The 23,332-nt window shown below is 70.0% G+C and carries 16 protein-coding genes and 1 riboswitch; of the genes, 6 read left to right on the top strand and 10 right to left on the bottom strand.

All coding sequences use genetic code 11. The annotated features are described in order from the left end of the window. Positions 1–16: 16 nt before the first annotated feature. On the bottom strand, positions 17–1,378 hold the full coding sequence (locus ACIRJP_RS09600) for a YibE/F family protein (RefSeq protein WP_404170385.1): 1,362 nt from the start codon (positions 1,376–1,378) through the stop codon (positions 17–19). Between the two features lie 31 nt (positions 1,379–1,409). Then, a riboswitch (TPP riboswitch) is annotated at positions 1,410–1,543 on the top strand. Between ACIRJP_RS09600 and thiC the strand changes: the two genes are divergently transcribed. Continuing rightward, a complete protein-coding gene (thiC, locus tag ACIRJP_RS09605; protein ID WP_404170388.1) occupies positions 1,536–3,311 on the top strand; it encodes a phosphomethylpyrimidine synthase ThiC in 1,776 nt (591 codons plus the stop codon). It overlaps the preceding riboswitch by 8 nt. 84 nt (positions 3,312–3,395) lie before the next feature. Here the strand turns inward: thiC and ACIRJP_RS09610 are convergent, their stop codons facing one another. The 3 genes from ACIRJP_RS09610 to ACIRJP_RS09620 form a co-directional block, all read right to left on the bottom strand. After that, positions 3,396–4,220: a hypothetical protein gene (locus ACIRJP_RS09610; protein ID WP_404170391.1), complete on the bottom strand. Its 825-nt coding sequence runs from the start codon at positions 4,218–4,220 to the stop codon at positions 3,396–3,398. Between the two features lie 181 nt (positions 4,221–4,401). Next, positions 4,402–5,460 (bottom strand): metallophosphoesterase, encoded by a 1,059-nt coding sequence (locus ACIRJP_RS09615; protein WP_404170394.1) that lies wholly within the window; start codon positions 5,458–5,460, stop codon positions 4,402–4,404. Positions 5,461–5,633: 173 nt separating this feature from the next. Then, positions 5,634–6,746, bottom strand: coding sequence for a LacI family DNA-binding transcriptional regulator (locus ACIRJP_RS09620; protein ID WP_266731277.1), 1,113 nt, complete (start codon positions 6,744–6,746; stop codon positions 5,634–5,636). Positions 6,747–7,116: 370 nt separating this feature from the next. On the opposite strand from ACIRJP_RS09620, the gene hisC reads away from it, so the two are divergent. The 5 genes from hisC to ACIRJP_RS09645 all read left to right on the top strand — a co-directional run bounded on the left by hisC (position 7,117) and on the right by ACIRJP_RS09645 (position 16,634). Continuing rightward, positions 7,117–8,196 carry a histidinol-phosphate transaminase gene (hisC, locus tag ACIRJP_RS09625; protein WP_404170398.1) on the top strand — a complete coding sequence of 360 codons (1,080 nt, stop codon included), beginning with the start codon at positions 7,117–7,119 and terminating at the stop codon, positions 8,194–8,196. 289 nt (positions 8,197–8,485) lie between these two features. Next, the gene (locus ACIRJP_RS09630; protein ID WP_404170401.1) at positions 8,486–9,994 is read left to right on the top strand and encodes a cytochrome ubiquinol oxidase subunit I; all 1,509 of its coding nucleotides are present in this window, start codon (positions 8,486–8,488) and stop codon (positions 9,992–9,994) included. Positions 9,995–10,012: 18 nt separating this feature from the next. Then, complete coding sequence (gene cydB / locus ACIRJP_RS09635; RefSeq protein WP_404170404.1) at positions 10,013–11,014, top strand: cytochrome d ubiquinol oxidase subunit II; 1,002 nt, start codon at positions 10,013–10,015, stop codon at positions 11,012–11,014. Positions 11,015–11,121: 107 nt separating this feature from the next. Beyond that, positions 11,122–14,763, top strand: coding sequence for a thiol reductant ABC exporter subunit CydD (gene cydD / locus ACIRJP_RS09640; protein WP_404170407.1), 3,642 nt, complete (start codon positions 11,122–11,124; stop codon positions 14,761–14,763). Between the two features lie 167 nt (positions 14,764–14,930). Next, entirely contained in the window at positions 14,931–16,634 is a 1,704-nt protein-coding gene (locus tag ACIRJP_RS09645) for a GAF domain-containing sensor histidine kinase (protein WP_404170410.1), read from the top strand. Positions 16,635–16,697: 63 nt separating this feature from the next. Here ACIRJP_RS09645 and ACIRJP_RS09650 read toward each other — a convergent pair whose 3' ends face one another. The 6 genes from ACIRJP_RS09650 to ACIRJP_RS09675 all read right to left on the bottom strand — a co-directional run bounded on the left by ACIRJP_RS09650 (position 16,698) and on the right by ACIRJP_RS09675 (position 22,979). Then, a complete protein-coding gene (locus ACIRJP_RS09650) occupies positions 16,698–17,564 on the bottom strand; it encodes a Cof-type HAD-IIB family hydrolase (protein ID WP_404170413.1) in 867 nt (288 codons plus the stop codon). 130 nt (positions 17,565–17,694) lie between these two features. After that, positions 17,695–18,594, bottom strand: coding sequence for an LLM class flavin-dependent oxidoreductase (locus ACIRJP_RS09655; protein WP_404170416.1), 900 nt, complete (start codon positions 18,592–18,594; stop codon positions 17,695–17,697). 69 nt (positions 18,595–18,663) lie between these two features. Beyond that, positions 18,664–19,206 carry an RNA 2'-phosphotransferase gene (locus tag ACIRJP_RS09660; protein WP_404170418.1) on the bottom strand — a complete coding sequence of 181 codons (543 nt, stop codon included), beginning with the start codon at positions 19,204–19,206 and terminating at the stop codon, positions 18,664–18,666. A gap of 169 nt (positions 19,207–19,375) precedes the next feature. Then, positions 19,376–20,353, bottom strand: coding sequence for a MerR family transcriptional regulator (locus ACIRJP_RS09665; RefSeq protein WP_404170420.1), 978 nt, complete (start codon positions 20,351–20,353; stop codon positions 19,376–19,378). Next, the gene (locus tag ACIRJP_RS09670; protein ID WP_404170422.1) at positions 20,350–22,131 is read right to left on the bottom strand and encodes an SDR family oxidoreductase; all 1,782 of its coding nucleotides are present in this window, start codon (positions 22,129–22,131) and stop codon (positions 20,350–20,352) included. Before ACIRJP_RS09670 ends, ACIRJP_RS09665 begins: the two co-directional genes overlap by 4 nt. Continuing rightward, a complete protein-coding gene (locus ACIRJP_RS09675; RefSeq protein ID WP_404170425.1) occupies positions 22,128–22,979 on the bottom strand; it encodes a M24 family metallopeptidase in 852 nt (283 codons plus the stop codon). The genes ACIRJP_RS09670 and ACIRJP_RS09675 overlap by 4 nt, the downstream gene beginning before the upstream one ends. Between the last annotated feature and the right edge of the window lie 353 nt (positions 22,980–23,332).

Genomic DNA, 23,332 nt, shown 5'->3' on the forward strand with positions numbered 1-23,332 from the left:
CTCAGCGTGGAGAAGCTCAAGGCCTCGCCCTTCGACGACGGCCCTTCCCGGTCCGGACGGGCGCCGAAGCTCCGGCTTCCGGGCCGGGCCCTGTGCGGTCCGCGGAGACGACCAGCGCAGCGAGCACCGTCGTCACCGGCACCGAGGCGACCAGTCCGATCGAGCCGACCAGCGTTCGTACGATCTCCTCCGCCACCAGCTCGCTGTTGGCCACCGTCCCCACGCTGCTCTGTGCGATGGAGAACAGCAGCAGCAACGGCAGCGCGGCGCCCGCGTAGGCGAGCACCAGCGTATTGACGACCGAGGCGATGTGGTCGCGTCCGATCCTGATCCCTGCCCGGTAGAGCCCCCGCACGCCCAACGTCGGGTTCGCCTGGTGGAGTTCCCAGACCGCCGACGTCTGGGTCACGGTCACATCGTCGAGGACCCCGAGCGAACCGATGATGACACCGGCCAGAAGTAGACCGCTCATGTCGATGTGCGGGTACAGGCCATGGATGAGGCCGGTGTTGTCGTCGGTGTTGCCGGTCAGGCTCGCCCAGCCGATGAAGAGCGATCCGAGCAGTCCGATCAGCAGCAGCGAGATCAGTGTGCCGATCACCGCCACCGAGGTGCGGGCGCTCAGGCCGTGGCACATGTAGAGCGCGATCAGCATGATCGCACTGGCCCCGACCACCGCGACGAGCAGCGGATTGGAGCCCTGGAGTATGGCCGGGAGGATGAACAGGGTCAGCACGGCGAACGAGACGGCGAGCGCGACCAGCGCCATCACCCCGCGCATGCGGCCCACCGCGACCACGACCAGGGCGAAGATCCCGGCCAGCAGGGTCAGCGGGAACTTCCGGTTCACATCCGTCACCGAGTACTGCAGGTCACGGGGAGCGTCGGGGGCGTACGCCACGATCACGCCCTGACCGTCGCGCAGCTGACGCGTTGCGTCGGGCTGGACGATCTCGGTGAAGGTCCGGCCCTTGTCATGACCGGTCGTCACCTCGATCGTGGCCTTCTTGCAAAGCCCCCTCGTGCTCCCCGGGGGTGGTGTGGTGGCCCCGTCCATGGGCGTCTGGACCGCGTTCACCTCCTTGCAGTCCACCATGTCGACTTTCACCACCTTTCCCTGCTGGGTCTGCCGGTCGAACCCGACGCCGGTCCGCTCGTGCGACGGCGCACCGCCCGGCCAGAGCGCCACCAGACCGACGAGGACGGCGGTGGCGAACGGGATCAGTACGGCCGCGATGACTTTGCGCAGATGTCTGGAGACGGGTGTGGCGGGGCCATGGCTGTGCGAGTGACCGTGCTGATGGCCCTGCGTTTCGAGGTCGATAGGGGGGGACGTCACCGGCCGATCATCGCAAGAAGAGACGGGTCCACTGTTCATCAGGCCGGACGGGGCGCTAGCGTGGGGGAACCTTTGCACACGCGGGAGCTCGGAGCACCGGGCTGAGAGGGCGCTGATCTCCGTACGTCCGTACGGGACAGGCTGCGCCGACCGCCGAACCTGTTACCGGGTAATGCCGGCGTAGGGAGTAGGTCTCATGACCACATCGGACGCACGCACGCCTGCCTCGAACCAGAGCGACGAGGCCGGGAAGTCCATCGGCTGGCACAAGGGGTACGTCCAGGGCTCGCGCCCGGACCTCCGGGTGCCGGTCCGTCAGGTGCACCTCACCAACGGCAAGGACGTGACGCTGTACGACACGTCGGGTCCGTACACCGATCCCACCGTCGAGACCGATGTCCGCCGCGGGCTCGCACCGCTGCGGGAGAACTGGATCACCGCCCGCGGCGACACCGAGGAGTACCCGGGCCGCCCCGCCCGCCCCGAGGACGACGGGCTCAAGCACACCTCTCCGCGCGGCGGACTGCGCAACCTCGATGCGGTCTTCCCGGGCCGCCCGCGGCTGCCGCGCCGCAGCCGGGACGGGCAGCCGGTGACCCAGCTCGCGTACGCCTGCCGGGGCGAGATCACCCCGGAGATGGAGTACGTGGCGATCCGGGAGAACGTCGAGCCCGAGGTGGTGCGCGAGGAGATCGCGGCCGGCCGGGCCGTGCTGCCGGCCAACGTCAACCACCCCGAGATCGAGCCGATGATCATCGGCAAGCGATTCCTGGTGAAGGTCAATGCCAACATCGGCAACTCCGCGGTGACGTCCTCCATCGAGGAGGAGGTGGAGAAGATGACGTGGGCGACGCGCTGGGGCGCCGACACCGTCATGGATCTGTCCACCGGCCGCAACATTCACACCACCCGTGAGTGGGTTCTGCGCAATTCACCCGTTCCGATCGGAACCGTCCCGCTCTACCAGGCGCTCGAAAAGGTCGACGGCCGGGCGGAGGAACTGACCTGGGAGATCTACAAGGACACCGTCATCGAGCAGGCTGAGCAGGGCGTCGACTACATGACGGTCCACGCCGGCGTGCGCCTGCCGTACGTGCCGCTGACCGCCCGCCGCAAGACCGGCATCGTCTCGCGCGGCGGCTCGATCATGGCGGCGTGGTGCCTCGCGCACCACAAGGAGTCGTTCCTGTACGAGCACTTCGAGGAGCTCTGCGAGATCCTCGCGAGCTACGACGTGACCTACTCGCTGGGCGACGGGCTGCGACCCGGCTCGATTGCCGACGCCAATGACGAGGCGCAGTTCGCCGAACTGCGCACGCTCGGCGAGCTGAACACGGTCGCCAAGCGGTTCGGCGTCCAGACCATGATCGAGGGACCGGGGCATGTCCCGATGCACAAGATCAAGGAGAACATCGACCTCCAGCAGGAGATCTGCGAGGAGGCGCCGTTCTACACGCTCGGCCCGCTGACCACCGATGTCGCGCCGGCGTACGACCACATCACCTCCGGCATCGGCGCGGCGATGATCGCGTGGTGGGGGACGGCGATGCTCTGCTACGTCACGCCGAAGGAGCACCTCGGCCTGCCCAACCGGGACGATGTGAAGACCGGCGTCATCACCTACAAGATCGCGGCGCACGCGGCGGACCTCGCCAAGGGGCACCCAGGGGCGCAGGACTGGGACGACGCGCTCTCCGACGCCCGGTTCGAGTTCCGCTGGGAGGACCAGTTCAACCTGGCCCTCGACCCGGACACCGCACGGGAGTTCCACGACGAGACGTTGCCCGCCGAGCCGGCCAAGACGGCGCACTTCTGCTCGATGTGCGGCCCGAAGTTCTGTTCGATGAAGATCTCCCAGGACATCCGGCGCGAGCACGGCGGTTCGCAGTCGGAGATCGAGGCGGGCATGGCGGAGAAGTCCAAGGAGTTCGCGGCGGCCGGCAACCGGGTCTATCTGCCGATCGCGGACTGATCCGGACCCGGGACGAGGTATCGCCCCGGAGGCTTCCGCCTTCGGGGCGACCGCTCCTGCCGCCCGGCCGATGTGCGGACCCGGTCAGTCCAGTTCGTGTTCGGGGCCGCCGAAGTCGGGGCTGGTGAAGTCCGGTGAGGTGAACGACGGCCGGGGGCCCGCCGCCGGGCCTTCGCCCGGACTGGAGAAGTCCGGCGGGCTGTAGCCGACCTTCGGGATGCGGTTCGCCGAGCGGACCGGTGTGCGCGAGGCGGGCCCGGCCTCGGGATCGGCGAGCGCGTCCCGCAGGAACGGCAGGATGCCGCGTTCCAGCAGGGCGTGGCGCCAGGCCTCCCTGGCCCGTGCCACGTCCTCCGGCAATTCCTCCTCGTCGTCCTCGACGGGCTGCGACTCCGAGCCGTTGCGCAGTGCCGTGATGAGCAGCCCGACGGCGGCGGCCAGGATGGCGGCGGCCGTGACCGCGGCGAAGAACCAGCCGGCGGAGACCATGGTCGAGGCGAAGGACGGCGCCGGGTCGAGCAGCCTCAGCAGGTAGCCCGCCAGCAGGAATATGAACGCCGCAGTGCCGGCGAGCACCGGCGCCAGGACCGTGACGACGGCTCCTATGCCGGCGCCCGACTGGTGCGGACGGCCTGTGCCGAAGCCGGGAAGCACGTCCTGGTCCGGCCCGTCGGCAGGGCCGCGCAGTTCCTCGCGGGCCTGCACGTAGTGCTTGTACTCGGTGGCGGCGGTCGCGGTGATCAGCTCCGTGGCGTCCAGCGCCATGGTGCGCAGCTGGACGGCGTTGAGCCGTTCGCCGACCGCGGCCAGATCCGGCCGTTCATGGGCATGACGCAGTGCGTCATCGAGGATCCGCTCGTACTCGGGGCGGTCCTCGGCCAGCAGGTGCGGAGCGCTGTTCATGTGCATCCCCCGATGCTCCGTCGGGCCTGAGTGCCCGTTGGAGACGGGCAGTTGGGCGGAAACGGAGGAGAGCCTGCTACTGATACGCCGATGGTAGAGCGCCCACGGCACGGGGTGACAGGGGGTTTCCGGAAATAGGCCCAGTGGTCGGCGTGGTCAGGTCCTGGAGCGTCTTCCCGCAAGAGCGTCAGTCATGCAGGGGCAGCTGGACGACCAGTAGCTTTCCGGCCATGGTCACTCCGCCGTCCATGGCGATGGCGAGCCCGTCCGCGTACACGTGCGGACCGTGGACCACGGGGCCGGAGCCGTCCTCGCCGTCCTCCGATCCGACCTCGCCGAGGAGGTACGGAATGGGGCTGTGACCATGGACGATGCGCTGTCCTCCGTAGGCCGACATCAGTTCCCGGACGGCCTGCGGACCCGACTCGTCGCGGAAGGCGAACCGCTTGGTGAGCTTGCGGAAGAGGTCCCAGCACTCGTCGGCGTCGTTACGCGTGAGAATGGCGTGCACGGTGTCGTTGACGTCCTCGATGGTGGTGCCGTATTCGAGGTACGCCGTCGTGTCGGAGTGCATCAGCAGATGCCCGTCCTCCTCGACGATCGCGTCGAGCCGGGACATCCACTGGAGGTGGACGTCCTGGAGACGCTCCATATCGTTCTTCTGGCCGCCGTTGAGCAGCCAGGCCGCCTGGAAGGTGGCGGTGCCCGCGCCGGAGTTGACCGGGGTGTCGCTGAACCGCTTGGCGCCCAGGAGCAGCAGTTCGTGATTGCCCATCAGGGCCTTGCAGTAGCCGCCGGCGGCCGCGGCCTCGGCGGACAGGCGCATCACGAGGTCGATGACCCCGATGCCGTCCGGGCCCCGGTCGGTGAAGTCGCCGAGGAACCAGAGCCGGGCGTTGCCCGCCGACCATTTGCCGTCGGCGTCGATGAGGCCCTGCTCGGCGAGAGCGGCGTGGAGCTCGTCCAGATAGCCGTGGACGTCGCCGACGACGTACAGCGGTCCGCGACCCTGCTCCGGGACGGGGCACGGGTCGGGGACGGTCGGCACCTGCAGGGTGTCACCGCGGTTGATCACGGGAAGATCGCGCGCGGTGGGGGTGTAACCGTCCGGCGGCATATGACCGGGGATGGCGTTGCCCGGGTGCGGTGACGCAGGCGGCACCGGGCTCTGGGCATAGGGCGGTACGCGGAAGTCGCGCAACGTCGCCGTCCGCACCACGGGTTCCTGACCGGCCCCCTGTGTCATCGACCCCTCCACCACCGTCGCGCCGCCGTACACCTGACGGGCCCTGCTGGTCGGGGCGGTCCGCGGTGTCGTGCGCCCATCATAGGAATGCGGATCGTGCTGTGTGACGCACCAGGGGTGGTGAATCCGGACGCACGTCGGGTTCACTGGCCGATTGGTCCGAAATCGCCTGATCAGTCCCCTGCCGGAGAGCGGGGTGCGCTGACCGTGGTGCGGGGTGGACGGCGTTGCGAGGAGGTCCGCACGATGAGTTCGGTCGGTATGACCTGCTCGACCGGCCGGTCCTGGTCCACACCCTCGATGGCGTCGATCAGGAGCTGGACGACTGCGGTGCCGATCCTGCGCGGCTTGAGCGAGAGGGTGGTGATGGGCGGCTCGGTCGTCGCGTACACGGTGGACTCGCTGCAGCAGACCAGCAGCAGGTCCTCGGGGACGCGCAGGCCGTACCGGCGGGCCGCCGCCAGCAGATCGGTGCCATTGGGGTCGAAGAGCCCGTAGACGGCGTCGGGCCGGTCGGGGCGGGCGAGCAGCCGGTCGGCGGCGACCGCGCCCGCGCACGGGTCGTGGGCGGGGTACGACTCGTACACCGGGTCCTGGCCCACGCGCTCGCACCAGTGGAGGTACGCGGTGGTGGAGAGGCGGGTGTACGTGTCGGTGGTGGTGCCGGTGAGCAGGCCGATGCGGCGGGCGCCGGCGGCGGCGAGATGGTCGAGCAGGTCGAGGACGGCGGCCCGGTGGTCGTTGTCGACCCAGGCGGTGACCGGGAGCGTTCCGGCCGGGCGTCCGTCCGAGACGACGGGCAGCCCCTGGCGCACGAGTTCCGTGACGACCGGATCCTGGTCGGAGGGGTCGATCACGACGGTGCCGTCGAGGGCGACGTTCGACCAGACGTCGTGTCGCGAGGTGGCGGGCAGGATGACCAGGGCGTAGCCGCGGGCGAGCGCGGCCGAGGTGGCGGCTCTGGCCATCTCCGCGAAGTACGCGAATTCGGTGAAGGTGAAGGGTTCGTCCCCGTAGGTCGTCACGGTCAGGCCGATGAGGCCGGACTTGCCGGTACGGAGGGTTCGGGCCGCGGCGGAAGGGCGATAGCCCAGGCGCTCTGCGACCTCGCGGACATGGCGACGGGTGGCGTCCGGGAGCCTGCCCTTGCCGTTGAGCGCGTCGGAGACGGTCGTGATGGAGACTCCGGCGGCGGCGGCCACGTCCCGGATTCCCGCTCGTCCCTGCCGGCCGCCGCGCCGGGGTGTGTCCGTCCGGCTCACCTGGTGCTTCCCTGCTGCTGTCATGGCGAGCCGATAGTAGGGCTCGGAGGGGTGGTTGGCCTGGTCGCATATTCACTCGTTGACAGGCACGTTTTTGCATGATCATCAAAGGTCAAATGCCTTGCAAACCAAGGGCGTTGAAGGGCTTGGCTGTAGTGTGTCATGCGTCGAACCCGGTGGGCCTACTAAATGGTCGATGTCTCGAAGAGGTCTCATCTCACCTCTTCGAGGGACGCGCGCCACGGAGTGAGCCACCGGCGCGCGAGGGAGCGGCGAGCGCTCCCCCCATTCCTGGTCGCACCGGACGATTGGACGCTCCGGCCATTCGCAGCGGCGCCCAATCCTCATAAGGTGAGCAGTATTGATGCGTACAGACGATCGAGGAGGACCTGCGGTGAGCGAGACGAGCCCCAAGCTGCGTGCCGAGCTGGACGGCGTCCCCGCCTATGTACCGGGCAAGCCGGCCGCCGCCGGTGGACCGGTCGCGTTCAAGCTGTCCTCCAACGAGAATCCGTATCCGCCGCTGCCCGGAGTGATGGAGTCCGCCCTGGCGGCGGCCGCGAACTTCAACCGCTACCCGGACATGGCCTGTACCGGTCTGATGAACGAGCTGGCCGACCGTTTCGGTGTGCCCCTCTCACACCTCGCCACCGGAACCGGCTCGGTCGGGGTGGCGCAGCAACTGCTCCAGGCCACGTCAGGCCCGGGTGACGAGGTCATCTACGCCTGGCGCTCCTTCGAGGCGTACCCGATCATCACGCAGGTCAGCGGTGCGACCTCGGTGAAGGTTCCGCTGAACGAGGGTGAGGTGCACGACCTGGACGCGATGGCGGACGCGATCACGGACCGCACCCGGCTGATCTTCGTCTGCAACCCGAACAACCCGACCGGGACCGTGGTGCGCCGGGCCGAGCTGGAACGGTTCCTGGACCGGGTGCCGGGCGATGTCCTGGTGGTGCTCGACGAGGCGTACCGGGAGTTCATCCGCGACGTCGAGGTGCCGGACGGTATCGAGATCTACCGGGACCGGCCCAATGTGGCGGTGCTGCGGACCTTCTCCAAGGCGTACGGCCTGGCGGGCCTGCGGGTCGGCTTCGCCGTGGCCCACGAGCCGGTGGCGGCCGCGCTGCGCAAGACGGCGGTGCCCTTCGGGGTCAGTCAGCTCGCGCAGGACGCGGCGGTCGCCTCGCTGCGCGCCGAGGACGAACTCCTGGGGCGGGTGGGCTCCTTGGTGTCCGAGCGCCAGCGGGTGCAGCGGGCACTGGCCGGACAGGGGTGGACCGTGCCGGATTCCCAGGCGAACTTCGTCTGGATGCGGCTCGGGGACCGTACCGCCGACTTCGCCGCGGCGTGTGAGCGGGCCGGAGTGGTGGTCAGGCCGTTCGTGGGTGAGGGCGTGCGGGTCACGATCGGGGAGGACGAGGCGAACGACCTGTTCCTGAAGGTGGCGGAGTCGTTCCGCGAGGCGCTGTAGAGCGGCGGCGCAGGCCGCCCGCGCGACGAAGGGCCCCGGCCCCGGCCCCGTACCTCGTTTCGGCGAGGTGCGGGGCCTTCTCGCTCACGGGGCCTTTCGGGCATTGAGGGCCGGGGCGTCTGGTTCGGGCTGATTGATCGGAACGTCCCAAGAGGGGTACCCCGCGCGAACGTCCCGAAAGCCTGTGCGCCATAATGCTTGTGAATGTGAACGCGTTCACAAGCAGTCCTGTTCCTCCCGTGATCAGTCGGATTTAAAGGGCAAACTTGCGACGTAAGGAGAAGACGACGTGGAGCTGGCTCTGGCGCCGGAGACGCTGGCGCGATGGCAGTTCGGTATCACCACCGTCTACCACTTCCTGTTCGTTCCCCTGACGATCTCGCTCGCCGCGCTCACCGCCGGCCTGCAGACCGCCTGGGTCCGGACGAACAACGAGAAGTACCTCAGGGCGACGAAGTTCTGGGGCAAGCTCTTCCTGATCAACATCGCCATGGGCGTCGTCACCGGCATCGTCCAGGAGTTCCAGTTCGGCATGAACTGGTCCGACTACTCGCGGTTCGTCGGTGACATCTTCGGCGCCCCGCTCGCGTTCGAAGCGCTGATTGCGTTCTTCTTCGAGTCCACCTTCATCGGGCTGTGGATCTTCGGCTGGGACAAGCTGCCGAAGAAGATCCATCTCGCCTGCATCTGGATGGTCTCCATCGGGACGATCCTGTCCGCGTACTTCATCCTGGCGGCCAACTCCTGGATGCAGCACCCGGTCGGCTACCGGATCAACAAGGAACGCGGCCGGGCCGAGCTCACCGACTTCTGGCACGTGCTCACCCAGAACACCGCGCTCGCCCAGTTCTTCCACACCATCACCGCGGCCTTCCTGGTCGGCGGCGCGTTCATGGTCGGCATCGCCGCCTTCCACCTGGCGCGCAAGAAGCACATCCCGGTGATGCGGACCTCGCTGCGGCTCGGCCTGGTCACCGTGGTCGTCGCCGGACTGCTCACCGCCATCAGCGGCGACACGCTCGGCAAGGTCATGTTCAAGCAGCAGCCGATGAAGATGGCCGCCGCCGAGGCCCTCTGGGAGGGCGAGAAGGGGGCGCCGTTCTCGGTCTTCGCCGTCGGTGACGTGGCCAAGGGCCACAACACCGTGGAGATCTCCATCCCGGGGATACTGTCCTTCCTTGCGGACGACAGCTTCACCTCGTACGTCCCCGGCATCAACGACATCAACAAGGCCGAGCAGGAGAAGTTCGGCCCCGGCGACTACCGTCCCAACATCCCGGTCGCGTTCTGGAGCTTCCGCTGGATGATCGGCTTCGGGATGGCGTCCTTCGCCCTCGGCATCCTCGGACTGTGGCTGACCCGGAAGAAGTTCATGCTACCGCCGGGGCTGCGGACCGGTGAGGACGAAGTGCCGCACCTGGTCCTCTTCAAGAACAAGGCACTCAGCCCGAAGCTCGCCAAGTGCTACTGGATCCTCGCGCTCTGGACCCTGCTCTTCCCGCTGATCGCCAACTCCTGGGGCTGGATCTTCACCGAGATGGGCCGCCAGCCCTGGGTCGTCTACGGCGTGTTCCAGACCCGCGACGCGGTCTCCCCCGGCGTCTCGCAGGGCGAGGTGCTCACCTCGATGATCGGCTTCACCCTGCTCTACGCCGTGCTCGCGGTCGTCGAGGTCAAGCTGCTCGTGAAGTACATCAAGGCAGGCCCGCCGGAGCTCACCGAGGCCGACCTCAACCCGCCCACCAGGATCGGCGGCGACCACGACGACGCCGACCGGCCGATGGCCTTCTCCTACTGAGAGCAGAGGAGCTGAGAGATGGAACTCCACGACGTCTGGTTCGTGCTCATCGCCGTCCTCTGGACCGGCTACTTCTTCCTGGAGGGATTCGACTTCGGGATCGGTGTTCTCACCAAGCTGCTGGCCCGCGACCGCAAGGAACGACGGGTCCTGATCAACACGATCGGGCCCGTCTGGGACGGCAACGAGGTGTGGCTGCTCACCGCGGGCGGCGCGACCTTCGCCGCCTTCCCCGAGTGGTACGCCACGCTGTTCTCCGGCTTCTACCTGCCACTGCTGATCATCCTGGTCTGCCTGATCGTGCGCGGGGTCGCCTTCGAGTACCGGGCCAAGCGGTCCGGCGAGAAGTGGCAGACCAACTGGGAACACGCCATCTTCTGGACCTCGTTGATCCCGGCCGTGCTCTGGGGCGTGGCCTTCGGGAACATCGTGCGCGGCGTGAAGATCGACGCCGACATGGAGTACGTGGGCAGCTTCTGGGACCTGCTCAACCCGTACGCCATTCTCGGCGGGCTGGTCACGCTCTTCCTCTTCACCTTCCACGGCGCCGTGTTCGCGGGGCTCAAGACGGTCGGGGAGATCCGGGAGCGGGCGGGCAGGCTGGCGCTGAAGCTGGGGATCGTCACCGCGGTCCTCGCGCTCGGCTTCCTGATCTGGACCCAGATCGACAACGGGGACGGCTGGAGCCTGCTGGCGATGATCGTCGCCGCGGTGGCGCTGGTCGCCGCGGTGGCCCTGATCGCGGCGGGACGCGAGGGCTGGGCGTTCGCGTTCTCCGGCGTGACCGTCGCGGCCGTGGTCGCGATGCTCTTCCTGACGCTCTTCCCGAACGTCATGCCGTCCTCCCTGGACGACGCCTGGAGCCTCACGGTCACCAACGCCTCGTCCACCCCGTACACGCTGAAGATCATGACCTGGTGTGCCGGGATCGCCACCCCCATCGTCCTGCTGTACCAGGGCTGGACGTACTGGGTGTTCCGCAAGCGCATCGGTACGCAGCACATCGCCGAAGCGCACTGAACGCAGCTGGGGCCCGACCGGCGGATCACGGCCGGGGTCGCGACGCCGACCCTGATCCGCCGGGCGGACCCCGATCGAACGACCGAGACCGCTAGGGGCTGTTTCACGTGAAACCGATCGACCCGCGTCTGCTCAGCCACGCCCGCGCCACCCGCCTCTTCCTGGCAGCCGTGGTGGCGCTCGGAGTTGTCGGGGCGGCGCTGGTCATCGCCCAGGCCATGCTCGTCGCCGAAGTGGTGGTGGGCGGGTTCGAGGACGGACTGACGGTCTCCGGGCTGCGGACCCCGCTGATCCTGCTCGCCGCGGTCGCGCTCGGCCGGGGCCTGGTCTCCTGGCTGACCGAACTGGCCGCGTACCGGGCCAGCGCGGCGGTCAAGTCCGAACTCCGCGGCCGTCTGCTGGCACGGGCGGCTTCGCTCGGTCCCGGCTGGCTGAGCGGCCAGCGCACCGGCTCCCTGGTGGCGCTCGCGACCCGTGGTGTCGACGCGCTCGACGACTACTTCGCGCGCTATCTGCCGCAGCTCGGACTCGCCGTGGTCGTGCCGGTGGCGGTCCTGGCCCGGATCGTCACCGAGGACTGGGTCTCGGCGGCGATCATCGTGGTCACGCTGCCCCTCATCCCGCTCTTCATGATCCTGATCGGCTGGGCCACCCAGTCACGGATGGACCGCCAGTGGCGACTGCTGTCCCGGCTCTCCGGACACTTCCTCGACGTGGTCTCCGGGCTGCCGACGCTGAAGGTCTTCGGCCGCGCCAAGGCGCAGGCCGAGTCCATCCGTACGATCACCTCGCAGTACCGCCGGGCCACGCTGCGGACCCTGCGGATCGCTTTCCTCTCGTCCTTCGCCCTGGAGTTGCTGGCGACGCTGTCGGTGGCACTGGTGGCCGTCACCATCGGCATGCGGCTGGTGCACGGCGAACTCGACCTCTACACCGGCCTGGTGGTGCTGATCCTGGCGCCCGAGGCCTATCTGCCGATCCGCCAGGTCGGCGCGCAGTACCACGCGGCCGCCGAAGGGCTCTCCGCCGCCGAGGAGATCTTCGCGGTCCTGGAGACCGAGCCCCGGCAGGCCGGCACGGCGGACGTACCCGAGTCCCTCCGGCTGGAGCTGGAGGGGGTGACCGTACGGCACGTGGGACGTACCGAACCCGCGCTGAACGCGGCCTCACTGGTGGTGGACGAGGGGGAGACCGTGGCCCTGGTCGGCCCCAGCGGCGTCGGGAAGTCCACCCTGCTCGACGTGGTCCTCGGCTTCACGGCACCTGACGAGGGGCGGGTACGGATCGGCGGCGCCGATCTGGCGACGCTCTCGCCGGAGCGGTGGCGGGAACGGATCGCCTGGGTGCCGCAGCGTCCCCATCTCTTCGCGGGCACCATCGCGGAGAACGTACGGCTGGCCCGGCCGGACGCCGACGGCCGGGCGGTGACGGCCGCCCTGCGGGACGCCGGGGCGTACGACTTCGTGGCGGAACTGCCGGACGGGGCACAGACGCTCATCGGCGAGGACGGCGCGGGCCTCTCCGCCGGACAGCGCCAGCGGCTCGCCCTCGCGCGGGCCTTTCTCGCCGACCGCCCGCTGCTGCTGCTCGACGAGCCGACCGCGAGCCTGGACGGCGAGACGGAGGCGGGGATCGTCGAGGCGGTACGGCGACTGGCCGTGGGCCGGACCGTACTGCTGGTCGTGCACCGCCCGGCGCTGCTCCCGGTGGCCGACCGGGTGGTGACCCTGGACCCGGGCGCGACCGAGCGGGCGACGAGGACCGGGACGGCCGTGGCGTCCGTGACGGCCGGGAAGTCCGCGACAGCCACGAACTCCGTGACGTCCGGGGGAGCCGTGACATCCGTGGCCGTGCCAGGGCCGACGCGCGCGCCCCTTGCCCGTGAGGAACGCGAGGAAGAGGCGCCGGAGACCGAGGTGCTGCGGGAGACCGCGACCCGCTCCGGACGGGTCCTGGCCCGGGTCAGGGAGGCCGCCGGGGCGCAGCGGGGCCGGCTGGCGCTCGCGCTGCTGCTGGGCAGCCTCGCCCTGGCCTCGGCCGTCGGGCTCATGGCCGTCTCCGGCTGGCTGATCTCACGCGCCTCCGAACAGCCCCCGGTGCTCTATCTGATGGTCGCCGTGACCGCGACCCGCGCCTTCGGGCTCGGCCGGGCGGTCTTCCGCTACGCCGAGCGCCTGGTGTCGCACGACGCGGTGCTCAAGATGCTCGCCGAACTGCGCGTCTCGGTCTACCGGGGGCTGGAGCGCATCGCGCCCGCCGGGCTCCGCCGCACCCGGCGCGGGGACCTGCTCTCCCGGCTCGTCGCCGATGTCGACGCACTGCAGGACTACTGGCTGCGCTGGCTGCTGCCCGCCGGGACCGCCGTGGTCGTCGGCACGGCGGCCGCCGGGTTCATCGGCTGGCTGCTGCCCGCGGCAGGAGTCGTGCTGGCCGCCGGACTGCTGCTGGCCGGGGTGGGCGTGCCGCTGGTCAGCAGCGCCTGCTCCCGTCACACGGAACGCAGGCTCGCCCCCGCACGCGCCGATCTGGCCACCCGGATCACGGACCTGCTCGGCGGGACCGCCGAACTGACCGTCGCGGGTGCCCTGCCCGCCCGTGCGGAACAGACCCGGGACGCCGACGGCGTGCTGACCCGGATCGCCGCCCGCGCGGCGACCGCCAACGCGCTCGGCGGCGGACTCATCGCCCTGGTCACCGGCCTCACCGTCGTCGCCACCGCACTCGTCGCCCTTCCCGCCGTGCACGACGGCCGGCTCGCGGGCGTGGAACTCGCGGTGGTGGTGCTCACTCCGCTGGCCGCCTTCGAGGCCGTGGCCGGCCTGCCGCTCGCCGTGCAGTACCGCCGGAGGGTCGGGCGCAGCGCGGAGCGCGTGTACGAGGTGCTGGACGCCCCGCTGCCCGTACACGAACCCGAAAGCCCGGCCGAGGCGCCCGCGTCGCCCTTCCCGCTGGAGGTACGGGGACTGTCGGCGCGGTATGCCGGAGCGGCTCGGGACGCCCTCGACGGCGTCGACCTGACGTTGTCGGCAGGCCGGCGGATCGCCGTCGTCGGGCCCTCCGGCTCCGGGAAGACGACCCTCGCCCAGGTCCTGGTCCGCTTCCTGGACGCACGGGCGGGCACGTACCGGATCGGCGGCGTCGAGGCCGGTGCGCTGGAGGGGGACGCGGTCCGGCGGTTCGTCGGGCTGTGCGCCCAGGACGCCCATGTCTTCGACAGCACCATCCGGGAGAACCTGCGGCTGGCCCGGACCGGTGCGACGGACGAGGAACTGCGGGACGCCCTCGGCCGGGCGCGGCTGCTCGACTGGGCCGACGCGCTGCCCGACGGGCTCGACACCCTGGTCGGCGAACACGGCGCACGCCTCTCCGGCGGCCAGCGCCAACGCCTCGCCCTGGCCAGGGCGATCCTCGCCGACTTCCCCGTACTGGTCCTGGACGAACCCGCCGAGCATCTCGACCTGGCGACCGCGGACGCCCTGACCGCCGACCTGCTGGCCGCCACCGAGGGGCGTACGACCGTCCTGATCACCCATCGCCTGGAGGGACTCGAAGCCGTCGACGAGGTGCTGGTGCTCGACGGGGGCAGGGTCGTGCAGCGCGGCCCGTACGCCGATCTCGCCGCTGGGGAAGGCCCCCTGCGCCGGATGCTGGAGCGCGAGCGGGAGACCGCACGGGTGCCCGGCGGATCTGTGGGTGTACGGGAGGAAGCACGGGCGGCGTCCGGGGAAGCCGTGGGCGCGCGCGCGTGAGCCGGGCGGTGCGACAGCGGACTTACGCGCGTGTGAGGCGGGCGGCACGAAGCAGGCTCGCGCCTGCGTGAGACGGGCGGTGCGACGAAGCCGTGGGCGCGCACGCGTGAGCCGGATGACACGACACCCGACTTTCCTCGCCAATCGGGACTAACTACTCTCGGGGTATGCCGGAGCAGGACCCGAAGGACTCACTCGAAGCGGCTACCCAGGCGACCCGCAGCCTGCAGGGCCTGTCCACCGAGATCACCGCCCGCATCCCACAGCTGCTGGAGGCCATGCGCTCCGTCGGTGCTGGCCTGGAACTGCACTCCACCCTCGACCGGATCTGCGAGACGGCCGCCGAACTCGCCCGCTCCCGCTACGCCGCCATCGGCGTCGTCAATGCGGAGGGCGAGGGGCTCGCCGACTTCGTCACCTACGGAGTATCGGACGAGGTGGCGGACGAGATCGGTCACCGCCCCGACGGGCACCGGGGGCTGCTGGGCGCACTGATCCACGACCCGGCACCGGTGCGGCTCGCCGATCTGACGGCCGATCCGAGGTTCGCCGGCTTCCCGCCCGGCCACCCCCCTATGCGGAGCTTCCTCGGCGTCCCGATCCGCGTTCAGGGGGAGATCTTCGGAAATCTCTACCTGGCCGAGAAGGAAGGCGGCGAGTTCAACGACTACGACCTGCACATGGTGCGGGTGCTCGCCACCGAGGCCGGTATCGCCATCGGCAACGCCCGGCTGTACGAGGCGGCACGCCAGCGCGAGCGCTGGATCGACGGATCGGTGGCCGTGACCACCGCGCTGCTCTCGGGCGGGGACGCCGACGACGCGCTCTCCGTCGTCGCCGAACAGGCCCGCCGCCTCGCCGACTCCGCCGCCGGGGTCGTGCTGCTGCCCACCGAGGACGGCGGTCTGGAGATCGTCGCCGTCTCCTCGGACGACCCCACCTCATCGCTCGGGGTGATCATCGGGCCCGAGAGCCCGGTGGCGGCGAAGCTGCTGGGCGGCGAGGCGGTCTTCGTGGACGATTCCGCCAGTGACGCCCGCATGGTCACCAGGCTGGCCCGCCAGTACGGCCCGAGCATGCTGCTGCCGCTGCACAGCGGCGGGCGGGTGCTCGGCGCGCTCGCCACGCCCCGAGCCCGGGACGGCCGGCCGTTCACGGAGACGGAGCGGACCCTCGCCACCCAGTTCGCCTCGCAGGCCGCGCTCGCGCTGATGATGGCCGAGGCACAGCGGGACCGGGAGCGGCTGGCGGTCTACGAGGACCGGGACCGGATCGCCCGCGATCTGCACGATCTGGTCATCCAGCGGCTGTTCGCCACCGGGATGATGCTGGAGAGCGCCCAGCGCAGGTCGGACGTGCCCGAGGTGCAGACCGGGGTCGGCCGGGCGGTCGACGAGCTGGACGTGACCATCCAGGAGATCCGTACCGCGATCTTCGCGCTCCAGCAGGAACCCGCCGAGGCGCCGTCGGGGCTGCGGACCCGGGTCCTGCGCGAGATCAACATGGCGGCGGTCCCGTTGGGCTTTAAGCCCTCGCACCGGTTCCTGGGTCCGGTCGACGCGCTGGTCGGCGAGCTCACCGGCAAGAACCTGATCGCGGCGCTGCGGGAGGCGCTCTCCAATGCCTTCCGGCACGCCGAGGCGTCGTTGATCGACGTGGTGGTCGACGCGACCGCCACACTGCCCGACGGGAGGGACGCGGTGCGGCTGTCGGTCGCCGACGACGGGGTGGGCATCCCCGCGGGCGGCCGGCGCAGCGGACTGCGGAACCTGGCGCGCCGGGCGGAGTCGCTCGGCGGCGCGAGCTGGTTCGGACCCGGTATCGGGGAGGACGGTGGCGGTACGACGGTGGTGTGGGAGGCGCCCCTCTGAGGTGCCTGTCCAAGGTGTCTGTCCGAGGTGCCTGTCCACGCATGCGGGGCCGGCTGTCCGGGCTCAGCGCCCGGTGTCGGCTGCCCGGCGTTCGGCGATGATCCGCTCGATGACGACCGCGACGCCGTCCTCGCCGTTGGTGACGGTCCGGCCGGTGGCGGCGGCGAGCGCGGCGGGGTGGGCGTTGCCCATCGCGTACGAGGTGCCCGCCCAGCTCAGCATCTCCACGTCGTTGGGCATGTCCCCGAAGGCGACGACCTCGGCGGGCGAGATGCCGCGCTCGGCGCAGCAGAGCTCCAGCGTGCTGGCCTTGGAGACCCCCGGACCGCTGACCTCCAGCAGGGCCGTCGGGCTGGACCGGGTGAAGGAGGCACTGTCGCCGGCCGTCGTACGGGCCAGGGCGAGGAAGTGGTCCGGGGGCAGCGTGGCGTGGTGGGCGAGGAGCTTCAGCACGGGGACACCGGTGCCGGGCGTCTCCTCGTGCAGCAGTTTCTCGGCGACGGCGACCGTGGCGCCCGGGTCCAGGTGGAACGGCGGGTAGTCCGGCTCGTAGTGGATTCCGGTGGCCAGCTCGACGGCGAAGGTGGTGCCGGGCGCGGCGGCGCGCATGGAGCGGACGACATCGAGAGCGATGGCGCGCTCCAGCGGACGGACCTTGACCAGCTCGCCGCCGGCGTGCAGATCGGCGACCGCCGCGCCGTTGGCGCAGATCGCCAGGCCGTGGCCGTGCACGTGGTCGCTGACGACATCCATCCAGCGGGCCGGGCGTCCGGTGACGAAGAAGACCTCGATACCGGCCTCCTCGGCAGCGGCCAGCGCGGCGATGGTGCGGTCGGAGACCGTCTTGTCGTCACGGAGCAGGGTGCCGTCCAGGTCGGTGGCGATCAGCCGGATTGCGGCAGGCGAAGGCGAGTCGGTAGCTGAGGTCACCCGTCCATTCTCACGTACGAGGGTGCACGGGCGTGCGGAGGGGCGCACATCTGAGGATGCGCGCCCCTGACCAGGCGAACATGCCCGGCGCATATGCCAGTGGTGTGGGCCGGTTCCGGCGGCGGCCGGGTCAGCGGCCGAGCTGGGCCAGGCCCTCGGTGGCGATGCGCTCGAAGACCTTCTCGTCCGCCGCGAAGTCGGAGTCGGCGATCGGGTTGTGGATGACGATCTCGGTGAAACCGAGCGCGAAGTGGGTGCCCGCGAAGTCCACGAAGGCATCGAGCGACTGGAGCGGGCGGTCCGGTGTGAAACCGGTGAGAAGGATCTTGTCCAGCCCGGCGGCGTCCCGGCCGATGGCCTCGCAGGCGGTGCCCAGCCTGGTGAGCTGCCCGCGGATGGCCTCCACGGACTGCTCGGGGGTTCCCGTCTCGTAAAGCTTCGGGTCGCCCGTGGTGACCCAGGCCTGTCCGTACCGGGCGGCGAGCTTCATTCCGCGCGGGCCGGTGGCGGCCACCGCGAACGGCAGCCGGGGCCGCTGCACACAGCCGGGAATGTTCCGGGCCTCGGTCGCCGCGTAGAACGTGCCCTCGTACGTCACCGAGGGCTCACGCAGCAACTGGTCGAGCAGCGGTACGAACTCGTCGAAGTGGTCGGCCCGTTCGCGTGGAGTCCACGGCTCCTCGTCGCTCCGGCGCAGTGTCGTGGCGTCGAAGCCGTTGCCGCCGGCGCCGATGCCGAGGGTGAGGCGCCCGTCGGAGACGTCGTCGAGCGTGATGAGGTCCTTGGCGAGCGTGACGGGGTGCCGGAAGTTGGGGGAGGTGACCAGCGTGCCCAGGCGGAGCCGGTCGGTGGCGGCGGCCGCGGCGGTGAGAGTCGGCACCGCGCCGAACCAGGGGCCGTCGCGGAAGGTCCGCCAGGCCAGGTGGTCGTAGGTGTAGGCGGCGTGGAACCCCAGTTCCTCGGCACGCTGCCAGACCTTCCGGCCTTCGCTCCAGCGGTGGATGGGGAGGATCACAGTGCTCAGACGCATGGATACGACCATACGGGCCCGAAAAAACGGACGGTCCTGCTCCGTACGGGCACGGGGCTGAGCCGCTGGTCAGTCGCGGAACCGCAGGAATTCGGGCGGTACGGAAGCGGTGAGCCAGACGCCGTTGGCGCTGACGTGGAAGGTGTGGCCCGCGCGGTGCATCGAGCCCGCGTCCACGGACAGGACGACGGGCCGGCCCCGCCGGGCGCCGACCCTGGTCGCCGTCTCGTGGTCGGGCGAGAGGTGGACGTGCGTGCGGGCCATGGGCCGCAGGCCCTCGTTCCGGATCGAGTCCAGCGCATGGGCCACCGTGCCGTGGTACAGGTACGCGGGCGGCTCGGCCGGTGGCAGGTCGAGGTCCACCGGGACGGTATGGCCCTGGCTCGCGCGGATCCGGCCGTTCTCCACGGCAAAGCGCTGCTTGTCGTTCATGGCTACGACATGGTCGAGCTCGGCCCGGGTGAGGGGGACGTTGTTGCGGGCCATGGCACACAACAACGTGTCGATCGGTACCCAGCCGTTCGCGTCGAGCGTGATGCCGATCCGCTCCGGCTGATGGCGCAGGTGCTTCGAGAGGTACTTGGACACCTTGACGGTGCGTCTTTCATCCATGTCGCCAGGGTGCCGGGGATCGTCCCGTCGGCGCATCCGGGTTTCGCTCACGATGTGCTGGAGCAATTCTCGGCCGCGCTGAGGAAGGTTTCGTCCACAGGTTTGATCCACAGTCAACTTAAGTTATCCACAAGTTGATTGGCGATTCTGTGGACAAGTGTCGGTGAAATTAATCGTTTTGGTTAATTCGCTCAGGTTTGGGGGTGGGTGGAGCGAGTGAGTCCAATGTCCTTGATTGCACCTCGCGTTCCGTGGAAGCCGTGACGAAGGCGGAGACATTTCCCGTGCCAACCAGCTGTTCGACGGCCCTGATTGTCTCGGAGGGGAGATCCACGTGACGCGTCGCGAGCGACGGGAGACCGGAACCGAGAGGTGTGTCCGAGGCGAGGTGATGATGCAGATGGCGGGTCGCGAACGTCCGCATCGCACGCGCGAGTTCGGCGTCGACCGTCTGCTGGGCGAGCGGACGCAGCCTGCGTACCATGGTGGCCGCCTCGGCCGCGTCCGCGTCGGTCGGGGGCCGATGGCCGAGATAGCGGGCGAAGACGTGCTCGGTGGTGAACTCCAGGAAGCGCGAGGCGATCTGCTCGACCTGGCCGCGAAGTTCCCTCAAATGCCCGGATATCGCGCTGAGCGGCACACCCGCCGCGTGCAACTCGACCGCGACGGTCAGCTCTTGGGGGCTGGGCACCAAGAACTCGTCGTCCCTGCCGGGGATCGGTTCGAGCACGCCGAGCTCCACCGCTTCGGCGACCGCCTCGTCGTCCGGAGCGCCGCCGAACTTTCGGATCAGCTCGTCCCGGGTGATCCGGTCGGCCTGTTCGTCCGTCCAGGGGCCGTGCACCTCGGCCACCAGCCCGAGCACCCCGCCCAGACCGCGGCCGGTGTCCCAGGCGTCCAGGAGCTCCTTGATGCTGGCCAGCGTGTAACCGCGGTCCAGCAGATCGGCGATCTGCCGGAGCCGGGCGAGATGGGTGTCCCGGTACACATTGGCCCGGCCGCGCCGCTCCGGTGTCGGCAGCAGGCCGCGGTCCTGGTAGGCGCGGATCGTGCGGACCGTGGCCCCGCTCGCGTGCGCCAGGTCCTCGATCCGGTACTCGGCGGCGGACTGCCGGTCCGCCGCCGACGGCCGTCCGGGGCCGCTCACAGCGGCGGCTTCAGCCGGGCGATCCCCCGCAGCGCGCCGGGGCTGAACCGGGACAGGAGGCGGGCGCCGCGGGCCTCCGGGGTCACCGGCACGACGGCCTGGTTGCGCACCACCGCCTTGAGGATCGCGTCGGCCACCCGCTCCGGCGGGTAGTTGCGGAGCCCGTAGAGCCGGCTGGTCCGCTTCCGCAGCCGCTTCTCCTCCGCCGCGTCGGCACCGGCGAAGTGCGCCGTCGCGGTGATGTTCGTGTTGACGATGCCGGGACAGATGGCGCTGACCCCGATCGACCGCTCGGCGAGCTCGGCCCGCAGGCATTCGCTGAGCATCAGCACGGCGGCCTTGGAGGTGCTGTACGCGGGCAGCGCCCGGGACGGCTGATAGGCGGCGGCGGAAGCCGTGTTGACGATATGGCCGCCCTGGCCCCGCTCGGCCATCTGCCCGCCGAAGATCCGGCAACCGTGGATGACGCCCCACAGATTGACGTCCAGGACGTTCTTCCAGTCCTCGCTCGTGGTGTCCAGGAACGAGCCGGAGAGACCGATCCCGGCGTTGTTGACCAGGACGTCGACGATTCCGTACTCGGCGGCGACCTTCTCGGCGAGCTTCTCCATCGCCTGCTCGTCGCTGACGTCGACCGCTTCGCCCCAGGCCGCCGGAGCTCCTATGAGCCGGGCCATCTCGGCCGTCCTGGCCGCACCCTCCGCGTCCCGGTCCACGGCCACCACCCGGGCGCCCGCCTCGGCGAACGCGAAAGCCGTGGCCCTGCCGATGCCGCCCGCCGCGCCCGTCACGAGAACCAGCCGACCGCCGAACCGGTCCGCGTACGCCCCGGTCGGCGCGGTGTCCTGCACCGGACGGCCGTCCTCCTTGGCGGCCTCGTTCGCGGCGACGAACTCGCTGATCCAGGCGGCGAGCTGATCCGGTCTGGTGCGCGGCACCCAGTGCTTGGCGTCGAGAGACCTGCGTACCAACTGCGGGGCCCACAGCTCCAGTTGGTCGTACAGCTTCTCCGAGAGGAAAATGTCGCCGGTCGGGGTGATCAGCTGGACCGGCACATGGGCGTAGGCGTCGGTGCGCGGCCGGCTCAGCCGGGCGCGGACGTTGTCGCGGTAGAGCCAGGCGCCGTGCGCCGCGTCGTCGGGCAGCGAAGGGGTCGGGTAGTCGCCCGCCGGGATCTTCTCCAGGCGCTCGAGCATCTTCGGCCACCGCTTGCTGAGCGGGCCGCGCCAGGCGAGCTCCGGCAGGACCGGCGTATGCAGCATGTAGACGTACCAGGACTTGGCGCCCTGGCCGAGCAGCTGGCCGACCCGGCGCGGGGTGGGCCGGGTCATCCGCTGCTTGATCCAGTGCCCGAAGTGGTCCAGCGAAGGGCCGGACATCGAGGTGAACGAGGCGATCCGGCCCTCGGTCCGCTTGACCGTGACGAACTCCCAGGACTGGACCGACCCCCAGTCGTGCCCGACCAGGTGCACCGGTCGGTCGGGGCTCACCGCATCGGCGACCGCCAGGAAGTCATCGGTGAGCTTCTCCAGCGTGAAGCCGCCGCGCAGTGGCATCGGGGTCGTGGACCGGCCGTGCCCGCGCACGTCGTACAGCACGACATGCCACTGGCCGGCCATCTGCTTGGCGACCTCCGTCCAGACTTCCTTGCTGTCCGGGTAGCCGTGCACGAGGACGACCGTGGGCCGCTCCTCGTCGCCCAGCTCGACCACGCACAGCTCGATTCCGCCCGTACGCACCCTGCGCTCGCGCGCTCCCGGCAGGCTCCCGAGATTCATGCCGCCACCCTTTCCTCGGCCCAGCGCCGCACATGCGGCAGATCGTCGTCCAGCCAGAAGGCGCTCTGCTCGGGGTCCTTGGAGTCGGTGACCACCAGGATCTCCTCGAACTTGGCGCCCGTACCGCGGAATCCGAGATGCGGCTCCACCGCCCACAGACCGGGCTGCGGTGGATGGTCGGAGAAGCGGTACGGACTCCACAGCGGCGACCAGCCGTCCCGGTGCCCGTGCAGCGCGTCACTCATCAGCCCCTTGAGGGACTGGGTGCCGAAGCCGAACACATGCGGGGACCAGCGACGCTCGGCGACGCGGTCGACCTTGTGGGCTATGACACCGAACGGGTAGGCGCGATGCCGGTTGGCATACCCCTGCTTGATCATGAGGCGTTCGACGTCCTCGTATATCTCGCGCAGCGAACGCGACTCACGCACCTCGCGCAGTATCAGCTCGCGGTGGGCCTCCAGATCGGCCAGCAGCTTGTCGTGCAAAGGGTTGAGCCCGAGACAGCCGGAGTAGCCGATGTCGGCCGTGCAGCCCTTGTACACCGGGGCCATGTCGAGGATGAAGGGCATCCCCGGCTCCAGCTTCCGGTTGGTCGGGAAGAACTGCAGGGGCACCTTGAAGCCGGCGAACGCCGTGCGGTCCCCGAACCAGGCGAAGGGGAGGTGGAACCAGTCACGCACCCCGCGCTCGCGCAGCCAGTCGCGCTGCATGCGAGCCGCCTGGCGCTCGGTCATGCCCGGCTCGAGCCGGGCCGCGACCGCCTCCGCGCAGGCGTACGCAAGGCTTTGGACTTCTCTGAACCCCCGCAGCTCCGGGGCCTTTTCGTCCTTCACTGCCGAGGTCATGCCACCGTCCGTTCCCTGCCGTGTGCGGTACGTGTCCGTAACGTGACACTGATGAATGTGACAATGTCCGGCGACTACGTCAAGGGGTGTGCGGCGACCTGTGGACAACTCGGCCGGGCCGCCGCTCCCGACCGGGCACCTCCTCCTCCGTGGGGGCCCCCTACGGGTCCGTACGCCTGGAGTCGGACGCCGATCCAGCCGCCAGGGCTGACGACCGATGTGGCCCGCGCCACTACCTTCGGAATGTGACTGTGATCGCGACCGAGAACCTTGCTCACACAAGCGGTTTGGACGTGAGCTCAGTGATCAGCGTGAGCGTGTCGTCGAGCCGCCCCCGCAGTCGCTCGACGAGC

Source organism: Streptomyces sp. NPDC102437 (genome assembly GCF_044765565.1).
Classification (GTDB): domain Bacteria; phylum Actinomycetota; class Actinomycetes; order Streptomycetales; family Streptomycetaceae; genus Streptomyces.

Bases quoted from the DNA above. Each gene is read 5' to 3' on its own strand.
- ACIRJP_RS09600 (WP_404170385.1), bottom strand. From the start codon at position 1,378: ATGAACAGTGGACCCGTCTCTTCTTGCGATGATCGGCCGGTGACGTCC.
- thiC (WP_404170388.1), top strand. From the start codon at position 1,536: ATGACCACATCGGACGCACGCACGCCTGCCTCGAACCAGAGCGACGAG.
- ACIRJP_RS09610 (WP_404170391.1), bottom strand. From the start codon at position 4,220: ATGCACATGAACAGCGCTCCGCACCTGCTGGCCGAGGACCGCCCCGAG.
- ACIRJP_RS09615 (WP_404170394.1), bottom strand. From the start codon at position 5,460: ATGACACAGGGGGCCGGTCAGGAACCCGTGGTGCGGACGGCGACGTTG.
- ACIRJP_RS09620 (WP_266731277.1), bottom strand. From the start codon at position 6,746: ATGACAGCAGCAGGGAAGCACCAGGTGAGCCGGACGGACACACCCCGG.
- cydB (WP_404170404.1), top strand. From the start codon at position 10,013: ATGGAACTCCACGACGTCTGGTTCGTGCTCATCGCCGTCCTCTGGACC.
- ACIRJP_RS09645 (WP_404170410.1), top strand. From the start codon at position 14,931: ATGCCGGAGCAGGACCCGAAGGACTCACTCGAAGCGGCTACCCAGGCG.
- ACIRJP_RS09655 (WP_404170416.1), bottom strand. From the start codon at position 18,594: ATGCGTCTGAGCACTGTGATCCTCCCCATCCACCGCTGGAGCGAAGGC.
- ACIRJP_RS09660 (WP_404170418.1), bottom strand. From the start codon at position 19,206: ATGGATGAAAGACGCACCGTCAAGGTGTCCAAGTACCTCTCGAAGCAC.
- ACIRJP_RS09670 (WP_404170422.1), bottom strand. From the start codon at position 22,131: ATGAATCTCGGGAGCCTGCCGGGAGCGCGCGAGCGCAGGGTGCGTACG.
- ACIRJP_RS09675 (WP_404170425.1), bottom strand. From the start codon at position 22,979: ATGACCTCGGCAGTGAAGGACGAAAAGGCCCCGGAGCTGCGGGGGTTC.